This is a genomic window from Mycobacterium sp. (assembly GCF_035640695.1).
Classification (GTDB): Bacteria; Actinomycetota; Actinomycetes; order Mycobacteriales; family Mycobacteriaceae; genus Mycobacterium.
Genome location: NZ_DASQVQ010000167.1, coordinates 13,802 through 35,093, shown reverse-complemented (window position 1 = coordinate 35,093; position 21,292 = coordinate 13,802). Strand labels below are relative to the sequence as shown.

Here is a 21,292-nt window from a genome sequence, read left to right as displayed (position 1 = left end):
CCGCAGTCGTCAGCCGTTTTTTACCAATGTGAACTGGCATACGTCGGTGTAGCCGTCACGGAATAGGTCGGCGCAGCCGGTTAGGTACTTCATGTAGCGCTGGTAGACCTCTTCGGATTGAACCGCAATGGCCTGCTCTCGGTGGCTCTGCAGCGTTGCCGCCCAGATGTCCAGTGTTCGGGCGTAGTGGGGCTGGAGCGGCTGGACGCGGGCCACCTGGAAACCGGCTTTGATTGCGTGTTGCTGAACTTGGGCGACCAAGGGCAGCTCCCCGCCGGGAAAGATCTCATCCATGATGAACAAGATGAACTTCAGCAGTTTCGCCGGTAGCTTCAGCCCCCGCCTCTGGACCTCTTCGAGGCTGGCTCTGACGATCGTATGCAGCAGCATCACGCCATCGGGGGGCAGCACGGAGTGGGCCATGGTGAAAAAGTCGTCGTAGCGAGCTTTGCCGAAGTGTTCGAACGCACCGATCGACACGATCCGGTCGACCGGTTCGTGAAACTCCTCCCAGCCCGCCAAGAACACCCGCCGGCTGCGCGTGCTGTCCATCGCGCGGAACACCTTGTCAACGGCGATGGCCTGGTTTTTGCTCAAGGTCAGGCCGACGACGTTGACGTCGTACTTCTCCACGGCACGCCGCAGCGTGGCACCCCAGCCGCAACCGATGTCGAGCAGCGTCATGCCAGGCTGCAGCCCTAGCTTGCCCAATGCCAGGTCCATCTTGGCGATCTGAGCCTGCTCCAGAGTCATGTCGTCGCGCTCGAAGTAGGCGCAGCTGTAGGTCTGGGTCGGATCGAGGAAGAGCCGAAAGAACTCATCGGACAGGTCGTAGTGAGCCTGGACATTCTCGAAATCCGGTCTCAGACCAGTCTTGTCCCCACCCGCAGCCACCGAGGTCATGGCGCGAGACTATGCACAGGCCCGCATCGTCACAAGCCCAGAAAGACACCGATCGCGCCAAACACCGAAGGCCGGCTCGAACTGTTCGTGATGGGCGACGACTTTAGCTGTCGCATCTGTGGCAGGTGGTGCCAAGTCAGGGTAGGTCTGACTGGCCTATGTCGTGAAATCACCCACTGTCCCCGCTACCAGGCAAAATGGCCCTCGGAGAGTCCTCCAGAGGCCGTTTTCATGCCGCCGGCGGCGCCGGTTCGACGGTGACCAGTTCCGTTAGGCCGCTGATGGTTAGGACAGACATCAGGACGGGATGGGCGATCAGCTGGATGTGGTCGGCGCGGGCGAACAAGGCGTTAATGGCGGCGCTGTCCAGGTACTCCACAGCGCTGAGGTCGAGAGTAAGCGTTCCGCCGCTGCTTGCGGCCTCGGCGACGGCGGTCGTGAGGGCTTGGTCGAATCTCCCTATGTTGCTTAGATCTATTTCGCCCGCCGCGCTCAGCACGACTTTCCCGTCGCTGCGGCGCGCGGTGTCGAGCGTCAGCGGTGTGGGCATCAGCTAAGCCTGGCGGATAGGCGAACTGTGGTTCCGGTGGGGTCGGGGTTGATGGTGACATCTTGCATGAGGCTTCGCATGAGAGCCAGACCACGGCCGCGATGGCTGTCGGTAGCCGGTTGTGGAAGCTTCCACGAGCCGGTGTCGATGATGGTCAACTCCAGCTGGTCTACCAGTGCGGTCGCGCTCAGGGTAACTGTGCCATTCGGGTTGTGGCGGTGACCGTGCTCGATGGCGTTGGCGACGGCTTCTCCGGCCGCGATGAGCACGTTAAGAGTCTGATTCGGGTCCACTCCGCCTCGGGTCAACCATGTCCGCAAGGCGGTGCGGGTGGTGGCGAGCTGGCTTACGTCGGCGGGAAACTTCAGCTCCAACGGGGCGGGATGACGGTAGAGCAGCAGGACAACGTCGTCCTGGTAGCCGCCACTTGGCGCGAGACGGGACATGATCTGGTTCGCCAGATCATCCAGGGTGGAGGCGCGGCCGTCCTGGAGGAGGGCGGCGACGCGGGAGACGCCGTGGTCGAGCGCGGTTCGGCGACGTTCGACCAGCCCGTCGGTGTAGAGCAGCAAGGTGGCGCGCGCTGGCACGATAATGCGGGCTTCTGGACGGGACCAGTCGGACCGTATTCCCAATGGAATGGTGTGGCCTTCGTCGAGCAGCTGGGTGGTGCCGTCGGCGTGGACCAGAATTGGTGGCGGGTGCCCGGCACTGGAGTACACCAGTTCACCGGTATTGGGGTTGACCACGGCGCAGACGGCGGTGGTGCATTGGGCGCCGGGCAGCCGCGCCGCGAAGCGGTCCATTCCCGCGAGAGCGGCGCCCGGGCTGGGGTTGTCGAACAGCAGCGCCCGGCAAGCGCTGCGCACCTGCCCCATCACGGTGGCGGCGGCGAGGCCATGGCCGACACAGTCGCCGACGACCAACGCGATACGGCCGTCCTCGAGCTCGACTACGTCGTACCAGTCGCCGCCCACCTGTAGGGGCCGGCTGGCCGCCTGATACCGCACGACGAAGCCGCGCGGTAGATCAGCAGGGCCGAGGATTGCGTGTTGCAGCGCCAGAGCGGTTTCGCGTTGCTGGTCAACTTGATGCACCCGCTGCAGGCCCTGGCCCAGTCGGCCTGCCAGCACGGTTAGCAAGGTCTGGTCCTCGAGGGTGAACGGCCGTTGCTTGGGCAGATCCATCCAGACGACGAGCACACCTAGGGGATGCTGCAGCGCAATGGCCGCCGTCCCGGGCTTGGTTGTATTGGGGGTGAGTAGTTCGCCCTCGCGCAAGGAGCTGAGCATCTGTCGGGTATCCAAAGGCAGATCTACCCATTGCGCCGGCTCGCCGACCGACACTACCTGCGGCGCACCATAGGCATCTTCAGCCGAGGGACTATGGGCCGGGAATGTGACGGCCAGAACGCGGCGCGCACGCCATAGCCGACGGAATTCCTGAGCCGCGGCGTGAACTGCGTCATCGACGGTGTCCGCTTTGGCGAGTTCTTGGTTGAGCGCATGTTCGCGACCCGCCGCCAGCGCCAACGCAATAGCAGCGTGCCGCGCGAAGTCACTGACGAGGTCGAGGTAATCGTTGTCGAATGGCGGCTGCCGCGGATGGCGTGCCACAGCAATCACACCAAGCACAGTGTCGTCCGCAATCAGCGGCATGACGATCGCCGAACGTTCGCCAAGATCGGTGAACCCCTCGATCGGATATTGAAAGGACTCTGTAATCAACGGCATGCCGCGACGCGCGACACCGCCCGTAGTGGAGCCGTCCATCGGAACCTGCTGACCGATCACCTGTGAGGCGTACCGCCCAGCCGTAGCGGCCACGACGAGACTGTCGACTTCATCGGCGGGCAGATCGGGCTCCCGCGGGATCAGCAATATCGCCTGCTCAGCATCGGCTAACTCCAGCGCTCGGTTCACAATGAGCTGCAATGGCCCTGTCTGTGGGTCGGCGGACAGCAGTGCCGTCGTGATCTCTCGACTGGCCTTGGTCCACTTCGCCGATTCACGCTCCCGCTCGAAGAGTCGCGCGTTGTCGATCGCCGCCGCCGCCGCCGTGGCCAATGCCCGCACGGCGCCCTCCTGGGAGTCCGAAAACACTCGGCCCGGCCGGTCGTCCGCCAGGTAAAGGTTCCCAAAGTGAGCTGCCCGCACGGTGATCGGTATTCCGAGGACTGCCCGCATCGGCGGGTCGTCGTCGTGCAGTGCGGTGGCGTGTAGATGAGCGCTCAAATCATCGACGCGGAGGCCCTCACCTACCGGCAGATCGCCGAGCCGCCGCGCTGTGTCGTCGTCGATTCCCGCGTGGACGAAAGAAACCAGGGTGCCATCGGAGGCGCGTATCCCGAGCGCTCCGTACCGGGCACCGGTCAACTCCATCGCCGCATTGACGATTCGACGCAGCGTCACATCCAGGTCCAGATCGGAACTGATCTCGACGATGACCCGTACCAGTTGTTCCATCTGGTCGCGGGCAGCCACCAGCTCGTCAAGCTGTTCATGCATTCGGCTCACTGGCTCCCGCCGGCCTTGCCAAGTGAACCCGTATTCACCCCCGCCGCTGTCCACAGATACGAACATATTCCTTAGGTTCGTGCCTTCTTTCGTTGGGATCTGCTTGCGCCAGCACTTCTACGTCACCACGAACCGCGAAAAAATCGGCCGCTGCAGGCGCGTCGACGTCCACGCGCTCACGCACGAACGCGTTCGAATGCGAGCTGCCGACGGATCTCGTCGTCGAGAACCTGCTGAAACACCATCGCCGCCGTACCACCGGCCGTCGTAGGCTCGTGGCGATGTTGGAGAAGTCGGAGATCCGGTTCCTTCCCCTTAGCGGCCGCCGCGTGGCGTACGAGATGCACGGGGATGGTCCACCGCTCGTCGCTCCGGCGTGGTGGGTGAGCCACCTCGAACTTGACTGGCAGAGCCCGGGCTTTCGGCGATTCTGGGGAGGAGTCGCGGACGGATACGCACTGATTCGCTACGACCGGCTCGGCGTCGGCATGTCCGACCGCACCGTGCGAGACTCGGATCTGACCCTCGAGGGGGAAGTCGCGACGCTGCGCGCGCTCGTCGACGAGCTCGAGCTCGAACGGCTGTCGCTGATCGGCGGCTCATCTGGGAGCTGCACCGCAATCGCATTTGCCGCGGCGTTTCCGGAGCGGGTCGAGCGCCTGGTGCTGTACGGGTCGTACGCCGATGGCGCGGCGATTGCGGCTCCGGGCGTGGCGGACGCGATCTTGGCGGCGGTGCGCGCGCATTGGGGACTCGGCTCGCGCCTGCTCAGCGACATCTTCCTCGGTGGTGCCGACTCTGCGGAACACGAACGCTTCGCCCGGTTCCAGCGGGAGGCGGCGACCGCCGAGATCGCTGCCGCCTTGTTGAGTCACGTCTATCGCCTCGACGTACGCGCGCACCTTCCCCTCATCCGCCGGCCGGCGCTGGTCGTGCACCGTCGCGACGACCGCGCCGTGCCGTACCGGCTCGGGCGTGAGGTCGCGGCCGCGATTCCAGGCGCGACGTTTATCCCGTTGCACGGGAGCGCGCACTTCCCCTGGCACGGTGACGTCGATTCCGTCGTCCGCGCGTGCCGCGAAGCGCTGGCGCCGGTGCAGCCGTCGCCGCGTGCGAACGAGCCGGAGCCGGCCCTGCTGTCCAGTCGTGAGCGCGAGATCCTCGCCTGCGTCGCTTGCGGTCTCAGCGATCGCGAGATCGCAGGGCAGCTCGTGCTGAGCCGGCATACGGTTCACCGCCACGTCGCGAACATTCGCCGCAAGCTGGGTCGCACCTCACGGACGGCCGCCGTCGCGGAGGCCGCGCGTCTCGGACTTCTGTGAAGTAGCCGGAACGGGCCATCGGTGCAAGATGGCCGCGCCGAGCGATGCGCGCACCATCCGGCCGCTCATACGTTCGCGGCATGACAGACATCGCCACCACCGAACTCCAGGCGAGCCCGCCGTCTGCGGCGTGGCTGCGGATTCTCGCCCTGGTTTACGACCCGTTTCTCTGGCTTGGCGAGATCGCAGGCATGCGCCGCCGGCGGAGCACGCTCCTGGGTGGCGCCCGCGGGCGCGTCGTCGAGATCGGCGCCGGGACCGGGCTGAACATACCGCACTATCCCGACGGGATCGCCGAACTCATGCTCATGGAGCCCGAGGCTGGGATGCGTCGAAGACTCGGGCGTCGTCTGCAGCAGCATGCGCGCGTCGCGCGGATCGTCGACGCGCCTGCGGAGCGCCTACCGCTGGCCGATGCGTCCGTGGACACCGTAATTTCGACGCTGGTCCTTTGCACCGTCGACGACCCCGAACGCGCGCTCCGCGAGATCGCACGCGTGCTCCGCCCGGATGGGCAGTTGCTGTTCATCGAACATGTGCGTGCGAGCTCGCGGTTCCTTGCGGCGTGCCAGGACAACCTGCTCCAACCATGGCGCCGCTTCGCAGGTGGCTGCCTCTGCAACCGCCCGACCGTGGAGCTGATGCGCGCCTGCGGCTTCGCTGTCGCAGCCGACGACGTCGTGTGGCGCGGCATGCCGGCGATCGTCCATCCGCTCATTGTCGGGCGGGCGACTCGGTGATCTGGACGGTCCTCGGCCGGAGCCCGAGAAGAAACGACCGGCTTGCGCCGCATAGTCGGCGTGATGCGAACTTCACTCTGCTGGGTACCGGTGACTCTCGCACCCCCGCCGCAGGGCTGAGTCAGCGTGCGCAGAGAGTAAGTCTTTGGCTCCGACGGCCGCTGGCGAATGTAGATGACTAACGTTGGGCGGTCGTCGTTGCGTCCGGTCGTGGGAATCCGTCCACCTGTGCGTAGCCTCCGCGCAGGCTGCCGTCGATGTAGGCGTCCCGGCAGGCACGGTGCCCGATTTTGCCGCTGGAGGTGCGCGGAATCGACCCGGCCGACACCAGTAGCACATCGCGCACGGTCACGCCGTGGCGCACCGCGATCGCGGCGCGTATGTCCTCGGCGATGGCTTGTGCGCTGGTCTTGTGCGCTCCGGGGGCCCGCTCGCCCACGATCACCAGCACCTCGGAGTTGTCCTCAGGGTCGTATTTCAGCCCCGAATCCAGGTTTTCGAACGCCACCTTGGGCATCTGATTGGCCGGTACCGCGAAGGCCGCGACAAAGCCGGTGCGGACTGCGCGGGTTGCCTCCTGGGCGGTGTACTCAAGGTCTTGCGGGTAGTGGTTGCGCCCGTCGATGATGACCAGGTCTTTGATCCGGCCGGTGACGTAGAACTCGCCGTCAAGGAGCGCGCCGAGGTCGCCGGTGCGCATCCACAGCCCATCCTCGGGAACACCTTCGGCGTGCGACGGGTTGGTCCGCGACTTCAGGATGTTCTTGAAGGTCTCCTGGGTTTCCTGCCGGCGATTCCAGTAGCCGGACCCAAGGTTGTTGCCGGATAGCCAGATCTCGCCGACCTGGCCGTCGGCCAGCTCGGTGGCGGTGTCGGGGTCGACGATCACCGCCCATTGGTCCAGGCCGATCTTGCCGCACGACACCTGAGGTACCGCGTTGGGCGCATCGGCGGACACCTCGACGAGCTTGGCATTGCTTAACTCTTCGCGGTCGACATGGATGGTGGTCGCGGTCTGCTTCATATCGGTGGTGGAGACGAATAGCGTCGCCTCAGCCATGCCATAGGACGGTTTGATGGCCGTGCTCGGCAGCCCGTAGGGGGCGAACGCCTCGTTGAACTTGTCCATCGAGGCAGTTGAGATCGGTTCGCTGCCGTTGAGAATGGCATACACGTTGCTCAGGTCGAGTTCGGGTTCATCCTCCTTGGGCAGTCCGCGCAGCGCGGCGTGCTCGAATGCGAAGTTGGGCGCGGCAGAGAAGCTCGGACCGCGGTCGTCGCCCATCACCGCCAGCTCCCGCATCCAGCGGATGGGCCGGCGCACGAACGCGGCGGGACTCATGATCGTGATGCAGCGTCCGACCACCGACGGCACCATTGCCGTGATCAGGCCCATGTCGTGAAACAGCGGCAGCCACGTCACACCGCGCTGGCCCTCTTCGACTTGAAGCGCGGTGATGAGTTGGACCAGGTTGGTCCCCACGCCCAGATGGGTGATCTGCACACCGGCCGGTGCGCGAGTCGAACCCGAGGTGTACTGCAGGTAGGCGATGGCGTCGGGGTCCGCGGGCACCTCGGTCCAGCTCGAGGCGACCTCATCGGGCACCGCGTCCACAGCGATCACCCGTGGCCGCTCTTGGATGGGACGGCTGCGGAAGAACTTGCGGACCCCTTCGGCGGACCCGGTCGTGGTCAGGACCGCGTTTGGCTTGCAGTCCTCGAGCACCGCGTGCAGGCGACCGATGTGCCCGGGTTCCGCGGGATCGAAGAGTGGCACCGCGATGGTGCCGGCGTATATCGCGCCGTAGAACGCGACCAGGTAATCCAGGCCTTGCGGTGCCAGGATCGCGACGCGGTCGCCGGGCTTGGTCACCTGCTGCAGCCGGGCGCCGACGGCACGGTTACGGGCACTGAAATCAGACCAGGTCAGATCCTGGTAGACCCCGTCGCGTTCGGTGGAGAAATCAAGAAAGCGGTACGCCAGGTGAGTCCCGCGCGACTGAGCCCACCGCTCCACATGGCGAACACCGCTGATGCTGTCCGGGAACTTGATCCGCCCCGTCTTCCGATCGATGAACGGGTTGGGTATTCCCATGCAGTTCTCCCGTCGCGCATAATCGGCGGCCCTAGCCGCCCTCTTTGCCCTGATCCGGGCCAACCCGAAAGCTCGCAAATTGTATCGAGCGAGCCGCTTGCTCGCTACAACGCCCATCACCGATCTACCCCGCTTCATAGCCGGCCGCTAGCCTCAGCCCTCATACGACGTGTGGACTGGAAACTCATTCGTCAACCGGGTACCGGGGGAACTTGACAGGGTGCGCCGGTGGGTTGGTAATCCCTAGTGGGATCGACGGTTAGCTCGCGCAGCAGCTCGCCGGTGGCGGCGCCGACGCGGTGTGGGCGGTGGCGGTTGTAGATCGTGATGAAGACGTCGAGCTCGGTCGAAACCACGCCGCGATCGGCGTGAGGACCTCGGTGTGGCGTTACCCCGGATTCACCGCGGTCGGCGCCGCGTTCGTGCAGTTGGCGGAGCGTTCGGCGCGCCTTCGCGTGGCCCACGCGGCGTAAGGTTCGACCATGAACGTCGGGGGCAGGGCGCCGGACATCCACTATGCCAAGAGCGGCGACCTGAACATCGCCTTCTCGGTGATCGGAGACGGGCCCGACCTCGTCGTCGCGCCCGGCTTCATCTCGCACCTCGACATCATGTGGGCCGAGCCGTCGGTCGTCCACTTCTATTCGCGGCTCGCGTCCTTCCGGCGCGTCGTCACCTTCGACAAGCGGGGCACTGGCCTCTCGGATCCGGCGATGCACGCGCCGACGTTGGAAGAGTCCGTCGACGACCTGCGCGCCGTCATGGACGCGGCCGGGTGTGAACGCGCCGACGTCGTGGGCATTTCGGAGGGTGGCGCGATGGCGATGCTGATGACGGCCAGCCATCCCGACCGCGTGAAGGCGCTCGTCCTATACGGCACGTTCACCCGCCTGCTCCGAGCGCCCGACTACCCGCTCGGCGTCACCGAGGAGCAGCTGTCGGCGTTGGTCGAGCTGAGCACCAAGGGCTGGGGTGAGGGCGTCGGACTCGGTGGATGGGCTCCGAGCCGGCGAGGCGACGCCGACCTGCGGCAGTGGTGGGCGCGCCTGCAGCGCGTGGCCGCGAGCCCGGGCATGGTCCGCAACATCTTCGCGCTCTATCCACAGCTGGACATCCGCGACGTGCTGCCCGCGATCCAGGTGCCGACGCTCGTGCTCCACCGGCGGGACGACCGGATGGTCAGGCTCGAGATGGGTCGCTACCTCGCCGACCGCATCCCCGGGGCCAAGTTCGTTGAGCTCGACGGCGCTGACCACCTGTTCTTCACGGGCGACGTCGACACCTTGCTCGACGAGATCGAGGAGTTCCTCACCGGCGTCCGCCCGCTGCCTGCGGTCGAGCGCGTCCTGGCCACTGTGCTGTTCACCGACATCGTCGACTCCACAAAGCGAGCGGTCGAGCTCGGCGACGAGCGATGGAAGGAGCTGCTCGGCAGGCACGACGCCCAGGTGCGGCGTCAACTCGAGCGCTTCCGCGGCCGTGAGGTCAACACGACGGGCGACGGCTTCCTCGCCCGGTTCGACGGACCCGCCCGCGCGATCCGGTGCGCCACGGCGATCCGCGACGTGCTGCGGAGCCTGGGCCTCGAGGTGCGGGCGGGCGTGCACACGGGCGAGGTCGAGCTGCGCGGCGACGACATCAGTGGCATCGCCGTCCACATCGCCGCGCGCGTGGCAGCAGCGGCCCGAGCGGGCGAGGTGCTCGTCTCGCGCATCGTCGTCGACCTGGTCGCCGGGTCGGGCCTCAGCTTTGCCGCTCGCGGCGAGCACACCCTCAGGGGTGTGGCGGGCAAGTGGGGCCTGTTCGCGGTCGAGGGTTGACGCGGTCGGGCTACTGGTCTAGCGGCGGCGGTAGGTGGACGAGATCCCCCGGCTACAGCGAGCTGCGTCTCGCGCCGTCCTTTGGCGGCTCAGGAGGCCGTCGTAGGCTCGTGGCGATGCTGAAGTCTGAGATCCGGTTCCTTCCCCTTGGCCCGGCGTCGCCGACAGGGCCCCAGCGCAGTTAGGCGATCACCGCATCCTGGTAGCAGTGTGAACGTTTTGTCTTGCCGGACATGTCCGTTCGTTCAATCTTTCGGCTCGGGCGCTGCGACGGATTCTGCCTCGCCCGACTCTGCGACCACCTCAGGCAGCTGGCTCACCAGATATTCGGCCAGCCCGCCGATGGTCGGATAGTCGAATACCGCGGTCGCGTTGATCGTGAACGCGCCGCCGAACTGACTGTGCAACCGGTTGCGAAGTTCAATCGCCATCAGGGAATCCGTCCCCAGGTCCAGGAACCGGCTGGATGCAGCGGGCGGTTGCGCGAGCCGCAGGAAGTTCTGTACCTCGCGCTGAAGGAATTCGGTCACGAAACCGGCGCGCTGCGGCACCGGGATCTCTTGGAGCTGCCGGAGCAACTCGCTGTCACCAGTTGCCTCCCCAACTGCACTCGGCAACACAAGGTCGAGAATCGGTGGACGAGAAGCGCCCAACAACTTTGCGGCACGCTGCCAGTTGGCTTTGATGACGGTTGCCTGCCCGGTGCCGTTCGCGACAACTTCGGCGAGTGCGCTCAGTGCGGCCGACGGCTCCAGCGGCACCAGGCCCTGCGCACTGAGATTGTTGCGCGCGGCCTCTGAAGAGGCCATGCCACTCTCGGCCCATGGGCCGAAGTTGACCCCCGTGGCCGGCAGGCCTTGCGCCCTTCTCTGCGCGACCAGGCCGTCGAGTAGCGCATTGGCAGTCGCGTAATTGGACTGGCCGGGTGAACCGAACAAGCTCGACACCGAGGAAAACACAATGAAGAAGTCCAGATCGTCGTCCTTCGTCAAACGGTCCAAGTGACAGGCACCGAATGCCTTGGGCGCCAACGTCGTTCGGAATCGCTCCACGCTCTGCTCTGACAGCAACGCATCGTCGAGCACGCCGGCCAAATGTGCCACTCCGGCCAGCGGCGGCAACTCCGCGCGAATTCGCGCCAGCAGCTTCGCAACCTCGGACTCGTTGCCGACGTCGGCCCCGAAAGTGTGGATGCGACACCGGTAGCGCTCGGTGATTTCCTCGATCACCCGTTGCGTGTCCGCATCGGGCGCGCGCCGACTGGTCAATACGATGTCGCCGGCACCGAGTTGGGCCAGATACGACGCCGCGTGCAGACCGAGTGCACCCAGGCCGCCGGTGATCAGATAGCTCCGATCGGCCCGCGGCTGCAGCGGGTTCGGTACCTGCAGCACGATCTTCCCGATGTGCCGCGCTTGCTGCATCCGGCGGAATGCGGCCCTCGCCTCGGTCAGCGGGTAGATCTCGGCGGGCAGTGGTGTCCACTCGCCACCGGCCATCCCGCCCGACACTTCGGTAAGCAAACGCTTGATGTGGTCGGGATTCTGCAGGGTGGTGACATCCAGCGCAACGATCTCGTAGGCGATATCGGGACGGGCGGCCGCCATCTGCGCATGCGTCCAGATGTCGCGCTTGGCGATCTCGGCGAAACGGCCATTGCGGGCGGTGGCCCGCACGGTCGCTTCGACAAATCCCTCATTCGTCAGGCTGTTGAGCACCACATCAACACCCGAGCCGCCGGTATCCGCCAAAATTTGGTCGGCGAAATCCGTAGTGCGCGAGTCGTAGACGTATTTCACGCCCATTTTGCGCAGCGTCGCGCGTTTGTAGGTGCTTGCGGTCGCGAAGACGATGGCGCCGTGCTGCTGTGCCATCTGGATCGCGGCCAGCCCGACGCCGCCGCTGGCGGCGTGAATGAGCACCCGATCACCAGGCTGCAACTGCGCCCAGTCGAACGCGAGTCGGGCAGTGAGCGCCGCAGCGGGAATGGTGGCCGCCGCTACCGGGCTCAGCCCTTCGGGCACCGGCGCCACCAACTGGACCGGCACATTGAACCGGCTGGAAAAGGCGCCCTGCATGAAGCCGTAGACGCGCTGGCCTACCTCGAGTCCGGTAACGCCGCTACCCAACTGCGTGACGATGCCGGCGAAGTCCCCGCCGATCGGTCCGGGGTCGCCCGGGTAGAGGCCGAGGACGTTGAGCACATCCCGGAAGTTGAGGGCCGCGGCCTCCACCCGGACCTGCACGTAGCCCTCGTCCGGAGGCGGTACGTCCGTCCCGGTCAGACGCAGGTTGTCGATCGCGCCCCGCTCGGTGGGCGCCAGGACGTAGTCAGTTGAGCGTGGGACCGTGAGCTGACCGCTGCGCGCCCATGGCAACAACCGTGAGGTCAGCAGCTTTCCTTGTCGCAGCGCGAGTTCCGGTTCGTCGATCGGTGTGGCCAACAGATCGGCCAGCGCGTGCACAGCCTGCTGTGATCCGTCGCAGTCGACCAGTTTGCAACGCAGCGCCGGTTCCTCGTTGATCGTCGTACGCCCGAATCCCCAGAGCGCCGCCTGCACCGGGTCGACCGGCTCGCCGGATTCGGTGGCCACGGCCCGCTCGGTGATGATCCACAGTCCGCCAGGCAGTTTCACCTCGCCGCGTTGCACGGTGTGCACAGCGCTGAGCAGGTTGGCGATTTCGGTCTCGATCCGCGCGGCGGCGGCTTCCGAGCCGGCGCTCGACTCCTCTATGCTCGGCGCGGTACTGCGCCACACGACGCCGCAGAACGGCAGACCGCGCTCGTGAGCCTGTGCCAACAGCTGTCCCAAGGGCTCCGGATCGGTGTTCCGGTCGAACGGGATGCAGCCCGGCACGGCGGCGGCCAGTTCGTCGAATCCGGCGATCAGCCAAGTGACATTCGCGTTCCCTGCGCCCCCACTGTCACTGCTCGGCGCCGGCGGCGGGACCTCGTGCCAGCCAAGGGTGTAGAGCAGCCGGGTGGCATCGCCGCCGAGTCCGCGCAGCAACGCCTCACGGGGTGCGCGTTTGACCGTGAACTCGCGAATCCCCCCGAGCTGGCGGCCCTCCCGATCGACGAAATCGAGATCGAAGACCTGGGTTTCGCTGCCGAGTCCGCTGCTGTGCCACCGCGCGCGGCAATAGAACCGCCGAGGCATGCGCTCGCGAAGCGTCACTTGCCCGTACCGCAACGGCAGGAACAAATCGTTCACGCCCTGTTCGGCCGCGAGAAGGGCCGGGAAAGCCGGGAAGGCGACTCCTGTGCACAGGTCCATCAGCACCGGGTGCATCGGCTCGGTTCCGAGTTGTTCAGCGAGTTCTTCGCCGACGACGATGTCGCCGATCGCCTCACCCTCACCGAGCCACAGCGACTTCAGGGAACCAGACCAGGTCGGCCCCCACGCCAGCTCCATGTCGGCGAAAGTCTCGAACAACTCCTGCGGACGCATGCGGTTCAGCCGCTCGATTGCTTCGTCGACCGGATCTGCATCCTCAGATACCGGCTCGTCATCTGCGCCGCTGACCACAGCGCCGTCGGCGTTCAGCGACCATTCGGCATCACGCACACCGTACGGGCGGCTGTGCACCCGGAAACTCCACTCACCGTCGCCCTCCAGCGGATGCAACGTCAGCTGCACCTCGCGGGAACTCTTCTCGGGCAAGATGATCGGCTCGTAGAAGAAGACGTCTTTCACCCGCGCCGGTGGACCGACTGCGGCCAACGCCATCGCCGCATACGTCGCTCCGGGGACGACCACGGTGCCATAGATGACGTGGTCGGAAAGCCACGGCTGCGATTTGACGGACAGCCTGCTGGTGTAGACGGAGTCACCTGAGGCGAGGTCTTTTGCGCTACCCAGGATTCCCGAAACGGCGCGACCGTCGACGGCGATTCCGGACGTCTTGGGCCAGAAGCGGCGGCGCTGGAACGGATACGTCGGCAATTCGAGTCTGCGACGGGGCTGGCGATGCAGCGCAGCGAAATCGGGGCGGTGGCCGCCGACGTAGGCCGCGGCCAGCGCGTCGGCGATCTGGCGCCGGTCGCCAACGCCTTTACGCAGCGACACGATCGCCCGCGGCGCGGCCAAGTGCTCCGGCCAGACCCGCACCGCGGCCCCGGTCAACACCGGTTGCGGACCGATCTCCATCAGTACCGAGCAGCCCAGCGCCGCCACGGTGCGCACACTTTCGGCGAACTGCACCGGCTGGCGGGAATGTCGCCGCCAGTATTGAGCGTCAATCGGAGTCTGGGCCGTGAGCACCGCGCCGGTGCGGTTGCAAACCAGCGGCAGTGTCGGGGCAGCGTACGGCAACTGCGCTGCGTAAGACTCGAATTCATCGAGCACCGGATCGAGCAGTTCCGAGTGGAAGGCGTGGCTGGTCTCCAGCCAGGTGCAGCGGACCCCCTCGTCACTGAATCTGGCGACGATCTGCTCCAGATCCTCACCGGGACCCGAAAGCACGGTGTTGGGCCCGTTGTAGGCCCCGACCGAGATTCGCGGGAACTCGCCGGCGATCGCCTCGACGTGCTTGGCGTCGGTGAACACCGCCACCATTCGCCCCCCTTCGGGCAGGCTGCCGAACATCCGGCCGCGCTCGGCCATCAGCCGTACGCCGTCGGTGAGGCTGAACACTCCGGCCACACATGCCGCTGCGTACTGGCCCACGCTGTGTCCCAGCACCACGTCGGGCTCGATGCCCCACGACTGCCACAGCCGGGCTAGGCCCATCTCGACGGCAAAAAGTGCCGGCTGCGCAAACGACGTGTGCCGCAACCTTTCTCCGGCCTCGCCACCGGTTTCGCGGTCGGTGGCGAACAGCACCTCCAGCAACGGATGCGGCAGGATGTCCTCGACCGCGTCCGCGCAGCGTGCAACGGTTTCAGCGAAAACCGGCTCAGCGTCGAACAACTCACGCGCCATCCCCGGGTACTGGCTGCCCTGCCCGGTGAACAACCACGCCGTCGTCGGGTGGTGCGTGTGCTCGCCACGCACGACACCGGGTCGCGTGCGGTTTGCGGCCAGGTCGGCCAGGCCCCCGCGCGCACCCTCGACCGAATCCACGACCAGCGCGGCGCGATGTTCGAAATGCGAACGGCCCGTCCCGGCGGTGAGGCATACGTCGCCGAGGTCGACATCCGGGTGGGCGCTCAACCAGGTTTCATAACGCTGCGCCAACGCCACCAGTGCTTCTGGTGACCGCGCAGACAGCGCGAGCACATTGACATTCTGCTCCGGGGTCACCGCGCCATCGCCTGCTCGGTCTTCGTCGGCGGTCGCCGGTCCTGGTGGCGCCTCCTCGATCAGCACGTGCGCGTTCGTGCCGGTGAACCCGAAGGAACTCACGCCGGCGCGCCGCGGCTTGCCGTTGGCCTGCCATGGAATCGCCTTGTCCACGACTCGCACCGGCAGTGAGTCCCACGGGATGTGCGGCGACGGCTTCTTGAAGTGCAGGCTCTGCGGCAGCAGCTCGTGCTGTAGCGACAACACGACTTTGATCAGACCTGCTGCCCCAGATGCCGACTCGAGGTGACCGATGTTGGTCTTCACCGATCCCATCAGCAACGGCCGGTCCGCATCACGCGAGTCGCCATAGGCGGCCGCGGCCGCCTGGACCTCGATCGGATCACCCAGCGGGGTGCCCGTCCCGTGCGCCTCGAGGTAGTCGACATCCCCGCCTGCCAAACCGGCACGAGCCAGTGCGGCCTCGATAAGCCGTTGTTGTGCGCCACCGTTGGGCACCGTCAAACCGCTGGAGGCGCCGTCCTGGTTCACCGCGCTGCCGGGAATGACCGCGCAGACCCGATCGCCATCGCGCACCGCGTCGCCCAGCCTCTTGAGCACGAGAATTCCGCAGCCTTCACTGCGCACGTAGCCGTCGGCGGAGGCGTCGAAGGTCTTGCACCGCCCGACGGGGGAGAGCATTCTGGCGCGTGAGGCGGCGACGACTGTCACCGGGCTCAGCAAGACGTTCACACCGCCGGCCAACGCCAAATCGCAGTCCCCGGAATGCAATGCGTGGCACGCCTGATGGACGGCCACCAACGCCGAGCTGCATGCGGTATCGACCGCCACTGCCGGTCCTTCGAGTCCCAGCGCGAAGGCGACCCGACCGGAAATGGCATTGAGCGCATTGCCGGTGATGAAGTAGGGTTCGATTTTGTCGATCGACTCGGCGGACAGCAGATGCGCATACTCGTTGGCGGCCACCCCCACGAAGATTCCGGTTCGGCTTCCGCGCACCGCCCCCGGCGAATACCCGGCGCGCTCCAAGCCCTCCCATGCCGTTTCGAGCATCAGCCGCTGCTGCGGCTCGATCCAGACGGCCTCGCGCGGAGAGATGCCGAAGAATTCGGGATCGAATCCGTCGATTCCGTCGAGAAATCCGCCGAAGCGCGTGTAGGTCTTGCCCGCAGTCTCTGGATCCGGGTCGTAGAACTCGTCGATGTCGAATCGATCCTCCGGGACTTCCCGGATCGCATCGACACCGCCGGAGAGCACCTCCCAGAAGGCTTCCGGGTCGGGCGCGCCGGGGAAACGGCACGACACCGCGACGATCGCGATCGGTTCGTCCGTGCGCGTCGTCACCGCTGACGCCAGCCGAGGCCCCGATGTGGCGGGTGCCTGGCCGCTGAGCCCGAGCACCTCGCCGAGCAGGTAGTCGGCCGCGTCGGACAGACGGGGGTGATCCATCACCAGGGTGACTGGTATCTCCTTGCCCACCCCCTGTTCGATGCGGCACCGCAATTCGACGGCCATCAGCGAATCCATGCCCAGATCGAAGAACCCGGCGTCCTCGCGGATCTCCGCGGCGTCCACGCGCGTCACCTCTGCTACCGCATCGCGCAGGTAATCGGTCATAAGCCTCTTGCGCCGCTGCACCGGAGCGTTGGTGAGCCGCTCGACCAGCTGGGTCTTGCCAGTCGGCGTCACAGCCGGCGCCGCGTCGGGCACCTCGCGCTCCAATTCCGTCAGGAATGCCCGCCGGCCCGCTTGCTGGTAGAGCGGCAGGAAGCGGGCCCAGTCGATCCGGGCTACAACGCCCTGCGCTGACCCCCGCGCCGAAGAATCCGCCACGACATCGGCCAGACCCGCCAGTGCATCGGCAGGCGCCAACGTCCGGACCCCGCGCTGATCCAGTCGAGCACGAGACTCCGCGTCGGCCATGCCCGCCGACCAGGGACCGAAATTGACGCTGATCCCGCGGACGCCCTGCTCTCGCAGGCGCCAGGCCAGCCCGTCGAGGAATGCGTTCGCGGCGCCGTAGGCGGTCTGACCGAATCCGCCCCATACCGAGGCGATCGAGGACGTGCTGAGGAAAAAATCCAGCTTCAGGTCAGCGGCGGCTTCACTCAAATGCCAGGCGCCCCAAACCTTCCCAGCGAAAACGCGATCCACTTCGGTGTCGTCGAGGCTGCTCAGCGCAGTGGTACCGATCTCACCCGCCGCATGGACAATGCCCGCTAACGGCGGTAGCTCGGCTTGCACGGTTGTCAACAGGCGTGCGACGTCGTGCGCATCGGCGACGTCGGCAGCGACGACACGAACTTCACAGCCGTACTGTTCACCCAGCGCATCGATGCGCTGTTGCGCGGCATCGCTGGGTGCGCGTCGGCCGGTCAGCACCAGATGCCTGGCGCCGTGCCCGGCCAGGTATCCGGCGATCTCCAGTCCTACCGACCCCAGCCCGCCAGTCACCAGATACGTTGCGTCACCGCGCAGTTCCAGCGGTGTACCGCTCGGCTGCTCGATCCGCCGAACCAGTCGGGGAACATAGACCGCTTGATCGCGCAGCGCGATTTGGTCTTCCCTGATGTCCGAGTGGCGCGGCGTCGTGATCCGGTTGATGAACCCAGACCATTCGTTGGCAGTGCCTTCCGCCAGATCCGCCAGTCCGCCCCACATTTGCGGAAGCTCCAGCGACGCGGCACGACCGAATCCCCACAGGCAAGTCTGCTCCGGCGCCACGGTGTCCGCGTCGGTTACTCGCTGTGCGCCACGGGTCACCACCCAGACAGGCCGGCGCAGCTCCGCGGCGACCGCAGCGCGGAAGAGCCGCCGCGTTCCGCTCAATGTTCGGTGTTGCATCCGCAACAGTGACCGCATCGATGGTGCGGTCTGCGAATCGAGGGCCGCGACATGCACGATACGGAGCGTCGAATCGTCAGCTGCCGCAGCGCGCAACGCATCTGCGAGCCGTTCCTCCTCCGCGTCGGACCCCGGCAGACCGAAGATCCGGTGCCGGTGGCCGCGTCCAGTCAGCACGTCGACCAAAGGCTGGACTGCGTCGGTGTCATCGCCGATGAGGATCAAGGCGCATCCCTGTGTGGCCTCCGCGCCGGAGACGGGGGCAGTGCATCTCTCCCAGCGGATCTCGTAACGGTCGTCCGCGATGGACTGGTTGGCGCGTTGTTGATTGTGTTGTGCCGCAAGCTTGGTCAGCACATCCAGGGTGTGATGATCGCCGCTCGCACCGTCGAGCATGGCCGCGAGTTCGTCGATCCGGCCGTCCTCGAGGAGGCGGACGGCCTGGGTACGCGCATCAAGGTGCTGTTGGTGGTTGGCATGATCGCGACTGTCATCCCGATTGTCTCGGAACCAGTACTGGCGGCGCTCGAACGGATAAGTGGGCAGGTCGAGCTTTCGCGTGTGCGGCCGCCGAAAAGCGGCGAAATCGGGCAGGTGGCCCAAGACATACGCGTCGGCAACTGCTTCGGTGATCTGTCGGTGGTCGGCGGTGGTTCGGCGCACAGATGTGATCACCCGCGGTGCGGTGGCCGGGTCAGGCCATGTCCCCAGGGCTGCCGCGGTGAGCACCGGTCGTGGGCCGATCTCGAGCAACAACCTGCAATTCAGATCGGCTAGGGTGCGCACGCTCTTGGCGAACTCCACCGGTTGGCGCGCGTGACGGCGCCAATAGGCGCCATCGAGCTTCACGCTCCTGCCGAGCGCGGTGCCGGTGCGGTTGTCAATCAGAATCCGTTGAGGCGTACCAAATTTGAACCGCTCCGCATACGACTCGAATTCGTCGAGGATCGGGTCCAGCAGCGCCGAGTGGAACGCATGGCTGGTGTCCAGCCAGTCACACCGGACACCGTCGGCCACCAGTGCAGCCACCGCCTTGTCCAGATCCTCTGCGGGTCCGGACAATACGGTGTTAGCACCGTTGTAGGCGGCGACCGACAGACGCGGGAATTCGTCGGTGAGGCTTTCGACACGCTCGGCGGCGGTGAACACCGCTACCATCCGGCCACCGGCAGGCAAACTGCCGAAGAGGCGACCGCGTTCGGCCATCAGCAGCGCACCGTCCTCGAGACTGAACACGCCGGCAACGCAGGCCGCCGAATACTGGCCGACGCTGTGGCCCAGCACCACGTCGGGTTCGAAGCCCCACGACTGCCAGAGGCGGGCCAGGCCCATCTCCACCGCGAACAAGGTGGGCTGTGCGTAGGAGGTCTGTCGCAGCGTCTCTTCGCTGTCCGGGCTGTCCACATCGAAAATCACCTCCAGCAACGGCTTTCCGACAACGCCAGCGACCGCGGCCGCGCAACGATTCAGCGTCTCGGCGAACACCGGCTCGGTGTCGAACAACTCCCGGGCCATGCCCGGGTACTGGCTGCCTTGACCGGTGAACAGCCACGCCGTCTTCGGCGTATCTTTGGATTCTCCGCGAACCAGGCCGGGCGCCGGCCGGTCGTCGGCGAGCGCGCCGAGTAGCTCGATGGCCGTTTCTCTCGAATTGACGACCAACGCGGCCCGGTGCTCCAGGTGTGCTCGCCCTGCCCCTGCGGTGAAGCACACGTCCGGCAAGCTGGCCTCCGGGTGCGCGCTCAACCAACTGCGGTATTGATCGGCGAGGTGCACCAACGCGGCAGGCGTCCGCGCCGAGAGCGGAAGAATGCTGAACCGTCGGTCCCCGGGCTGCTCGACCAGATCCCGTGCCGCAGCGGGCTGTGCCGCTTCCTCGGGCGCTTCCTCGAGGATGACGTGCGCGTTTGTCCCGGCGAACCCAAATGAGCTGATTCCCGCAATGCGCGGCCGACCGGTGCGTTCCCAGGCAGTGGCCTCCTTGACGACCTGCACCGGGAGCCGGTCCCAGGGAATGTGGGGCGACGGGTTCTGAAAGTGAAGGTGCTGCGGCAGTAACCCGTTCTCGAGCGACAGGATTACCTTGATGACACCCGCGATACCGGCGGCCGCTTCCAGGTGTCCGATGTTCGTCTTGACCGAACCCATCAACAGCGGCTGGCTGGAATCGCGTCCGGCGCCGAGCACCGCACCTGCGGCCTGGGCCTCGATCGGGTCGCCCAGCGAAGTCCCGGTGCCGTGTGCTTCCAGGTATCCGACGTCGCGGGCTTCGACGCCGGCGCGCTTCAGCGCATCGGCGATCACCCGTTGCTGAGCAACGCCGTTCGGCACCGTCAGTCCACCCGATGCGCCGTCCTGATTGATCGCGCTGCCGCGAATCACGGCCCGAATCCGGTCACCGTCGCCAATCGCGTCCTCGAGGCGCTTGATGACGATGACACCGCAACCCTCGCCACGCACATAGCCGTCCGCGGCCGCGTCGAATGTCTTGCACCGGCCGTCGGGCGCGAGCATGTGGGCGCTGGAAAACGTGATCATGGTCGCCGGGGTGAGCAAAACGTTCGCCCCGCCGGCCAGCGCAAGATCACATTCGCCCAAGCGCAGCGCTTGGCACGCCTGATGGATCGCCACCAGCGACGAGCTGCACGCGGTGTCGACGGCGACCGCGGGACCCTGCAACCCCAACCGATAGCTGATCCGGCCCGCTGCTGCCGCATTCGACGTCCCGATGGCCATATAGGCCTCGATCTCGGGGTAAGTCAGCTCGTCGGATGCCATGCCGAGGTAGTCGTGGGTGGCCAAACCCACGAACACACCGGTGTTGGTGTCAGCCAAAGACGTTGGCGCGGTGCCAGAATGCTCCACTGCGCGCCACGCCGTCTCCAGCAGGAGCCGGTGCTGCGGGTCCATCAACCTGACCTCACGCGTCGACATACCGAAGAACGGCGCGTCGAACCCGGTCACGTCATCGATGAACCCTGCACGACGGGTCACGACCTTGCCGGGCACACCGGGTTCCGGGTCGAAGAATTCGTCGGCATCCCAGCGGTCCTTGGGCACCTCCGATATCGCGTCGCGGCCCTCGCGCAGCACGTCCCAGAACCCATCGGCATCGGGGGCACCCGGAAAACGCGCCGCATAGCCGACGACTGCGAAACGGGGGGCCGCCTCGATCGGACCTTCGGCGGATACCATGTCGCTGTTCTCCTTGCTCCGGCGGTCAGAATGCGGTTCTGCGGGAGACCTACACCGCGCC

At 66.2% G+C, this 21,292-nt stretch carries 9 protein-coding genes; 3 read left to right on the top strand and 6 right to left on the bottom strand.

Annotated features, from left to right (window positions below; genetic code table 11):
- Window positions 1-9: 9 nt before the first annotated feature.
- From VE759_RS19800 to VE759_RS19790, 3 genes are all read right to left on the bottom strand, one after another.
- Complete coding sequence (locus VE759_RS19800; protein ID WP_324935591.1) at window positions 10-903, bottom strand: cyclopropane mycolic acid synthase family methyltransferase; 894 nt, start codon at window positions 901-903, stop codon at window positions 10-12.
- Between the two features lie 229 nt (window positions 904-1,132).
- Window positions 1,133-1,453, bottom strand: a complete 321-nt coding sequence (locus VE759_RS19795) for an STAS domain-containing protein (RefSeq protein WP_324935589.1) — start codon at window positions 1,451-1,453, stop codon at window positions 1,133-1,135.
- Complete coding sequence (locus tag VE759_RS19790) at window positions 1,453-4,035, bottom strand: SpoIIE family protein phosphatase (protein ID WP_324935587.1); 2,583 nt, start codon at window positions 4,033-4,035, stop codon at window positions 1,453-1,455. Before VE759_RS19790 ends, VE759_RS19795 begins: the two co-directional genes overlap by 1 nt.
- Window positions 4,036-4,250: 215 nt before the next feature.
- Here VE759_RS19790 and VE759_RS19785 point away from each other — a divergent pair, with 215 nt between their 5' ends.
- Together VE759_RS19785 and VE759_RS19780 are read left to right on the top strand one after the other, a co-directional pair.
- Complete coding sequence (locus VE759_RS19785) at window positions 4,251-5,291, top strand: alpha/beta fold hydrolase (RefSeq protein ID WP_324935585.1); 1,041 nt, start codon at window positions 4,251-4,253, stop codon at window positions 5,289-5,291.
- Window positions 5,292-5,371: 80 nt separating this feature from the next.
- Window positions 5,372-6,031: a class I SAM-dependent methyltransferase gene (locus VE759_RS19780; RefSeq protein ID WP_324935583.1), complete on the top strand. Its 660-nt coding sequence runs from the start codon at window positions 5,372-5,374 to the stop codon at window positions 6,029-6,031.
- Window positions 6,032-6,209: 178 nt separating this feature from the next.
- Here the strand turns inward: VE759_RS19780 and fadD32 are convergent, their stop codons facing one another.
- Both fadD32 and VE759_RS19770 read right to left on the bottom strand, forming a co-directional pair.
- On the bottom strand, window positions 6,210-8,126 hold the full coding sequence (gene fadD32, locus VE759_RS19775; protein WP_324935581.1) for a long-chain-fatty-acid--AMP ligase FadD32: 1,917 nt from the start codon (window positions 8,124-8,126) through the stop codon (window positions 6,210-6,212).
- A gap of 191 nt (window positions 8,127-8,317) precedes the next feature.
- Window positions 8,318-8,482, bottom strand: coding sequence for a hypothetical protein (locus VE759_RS19770; RefSeq protein WP_324935579.1), 165 nt, complete (start codon window positions 8,480-8,482; stop codon window positions 8,318-8,320).
- A gap of 126 nt (window positions 8,483-8,608) precedes the next feature.
- Here VE759_RS19770 and VE759_RS19765 point away from each other — a divergent pair, with 126 nt between their 5' ends.
- Window positions 8,609-9,946 carry an adenylate/guanylate cyclase domain-containing protein gene (locus tag VE759_RS19765; protein WP_324935577.1) on the top strand — a complete coding sequence of 446 codons (1,338 nt, stop codon included), beginning with the start codon at window positions 8,609-8,611 and terminating at the stop codon, window positions 9,944-9,946.
- Window positions 9,947-10,191: 245 nt separating this feature from the next.
- Here VE759_RS19765 and VE759_RS19760 read toward each other — a convergent pair whose 3' ends face one another.
- Window positions 10,192-21,231 carry a type I polyketide synthase gene (locus VE759_RS19760; protein ID WP_324935575.1) on the bottom strand — a complete coding sequence of 3,680 codons (11,040 nt, stop codon included), beginning with the start codon at window positions 21,229-21,231 and terminating at the stop codon, window positions 10,192-10,194.
- Between the last annotated feature and the right edge of the window lie 61 nt (window positions 21,232-21,292).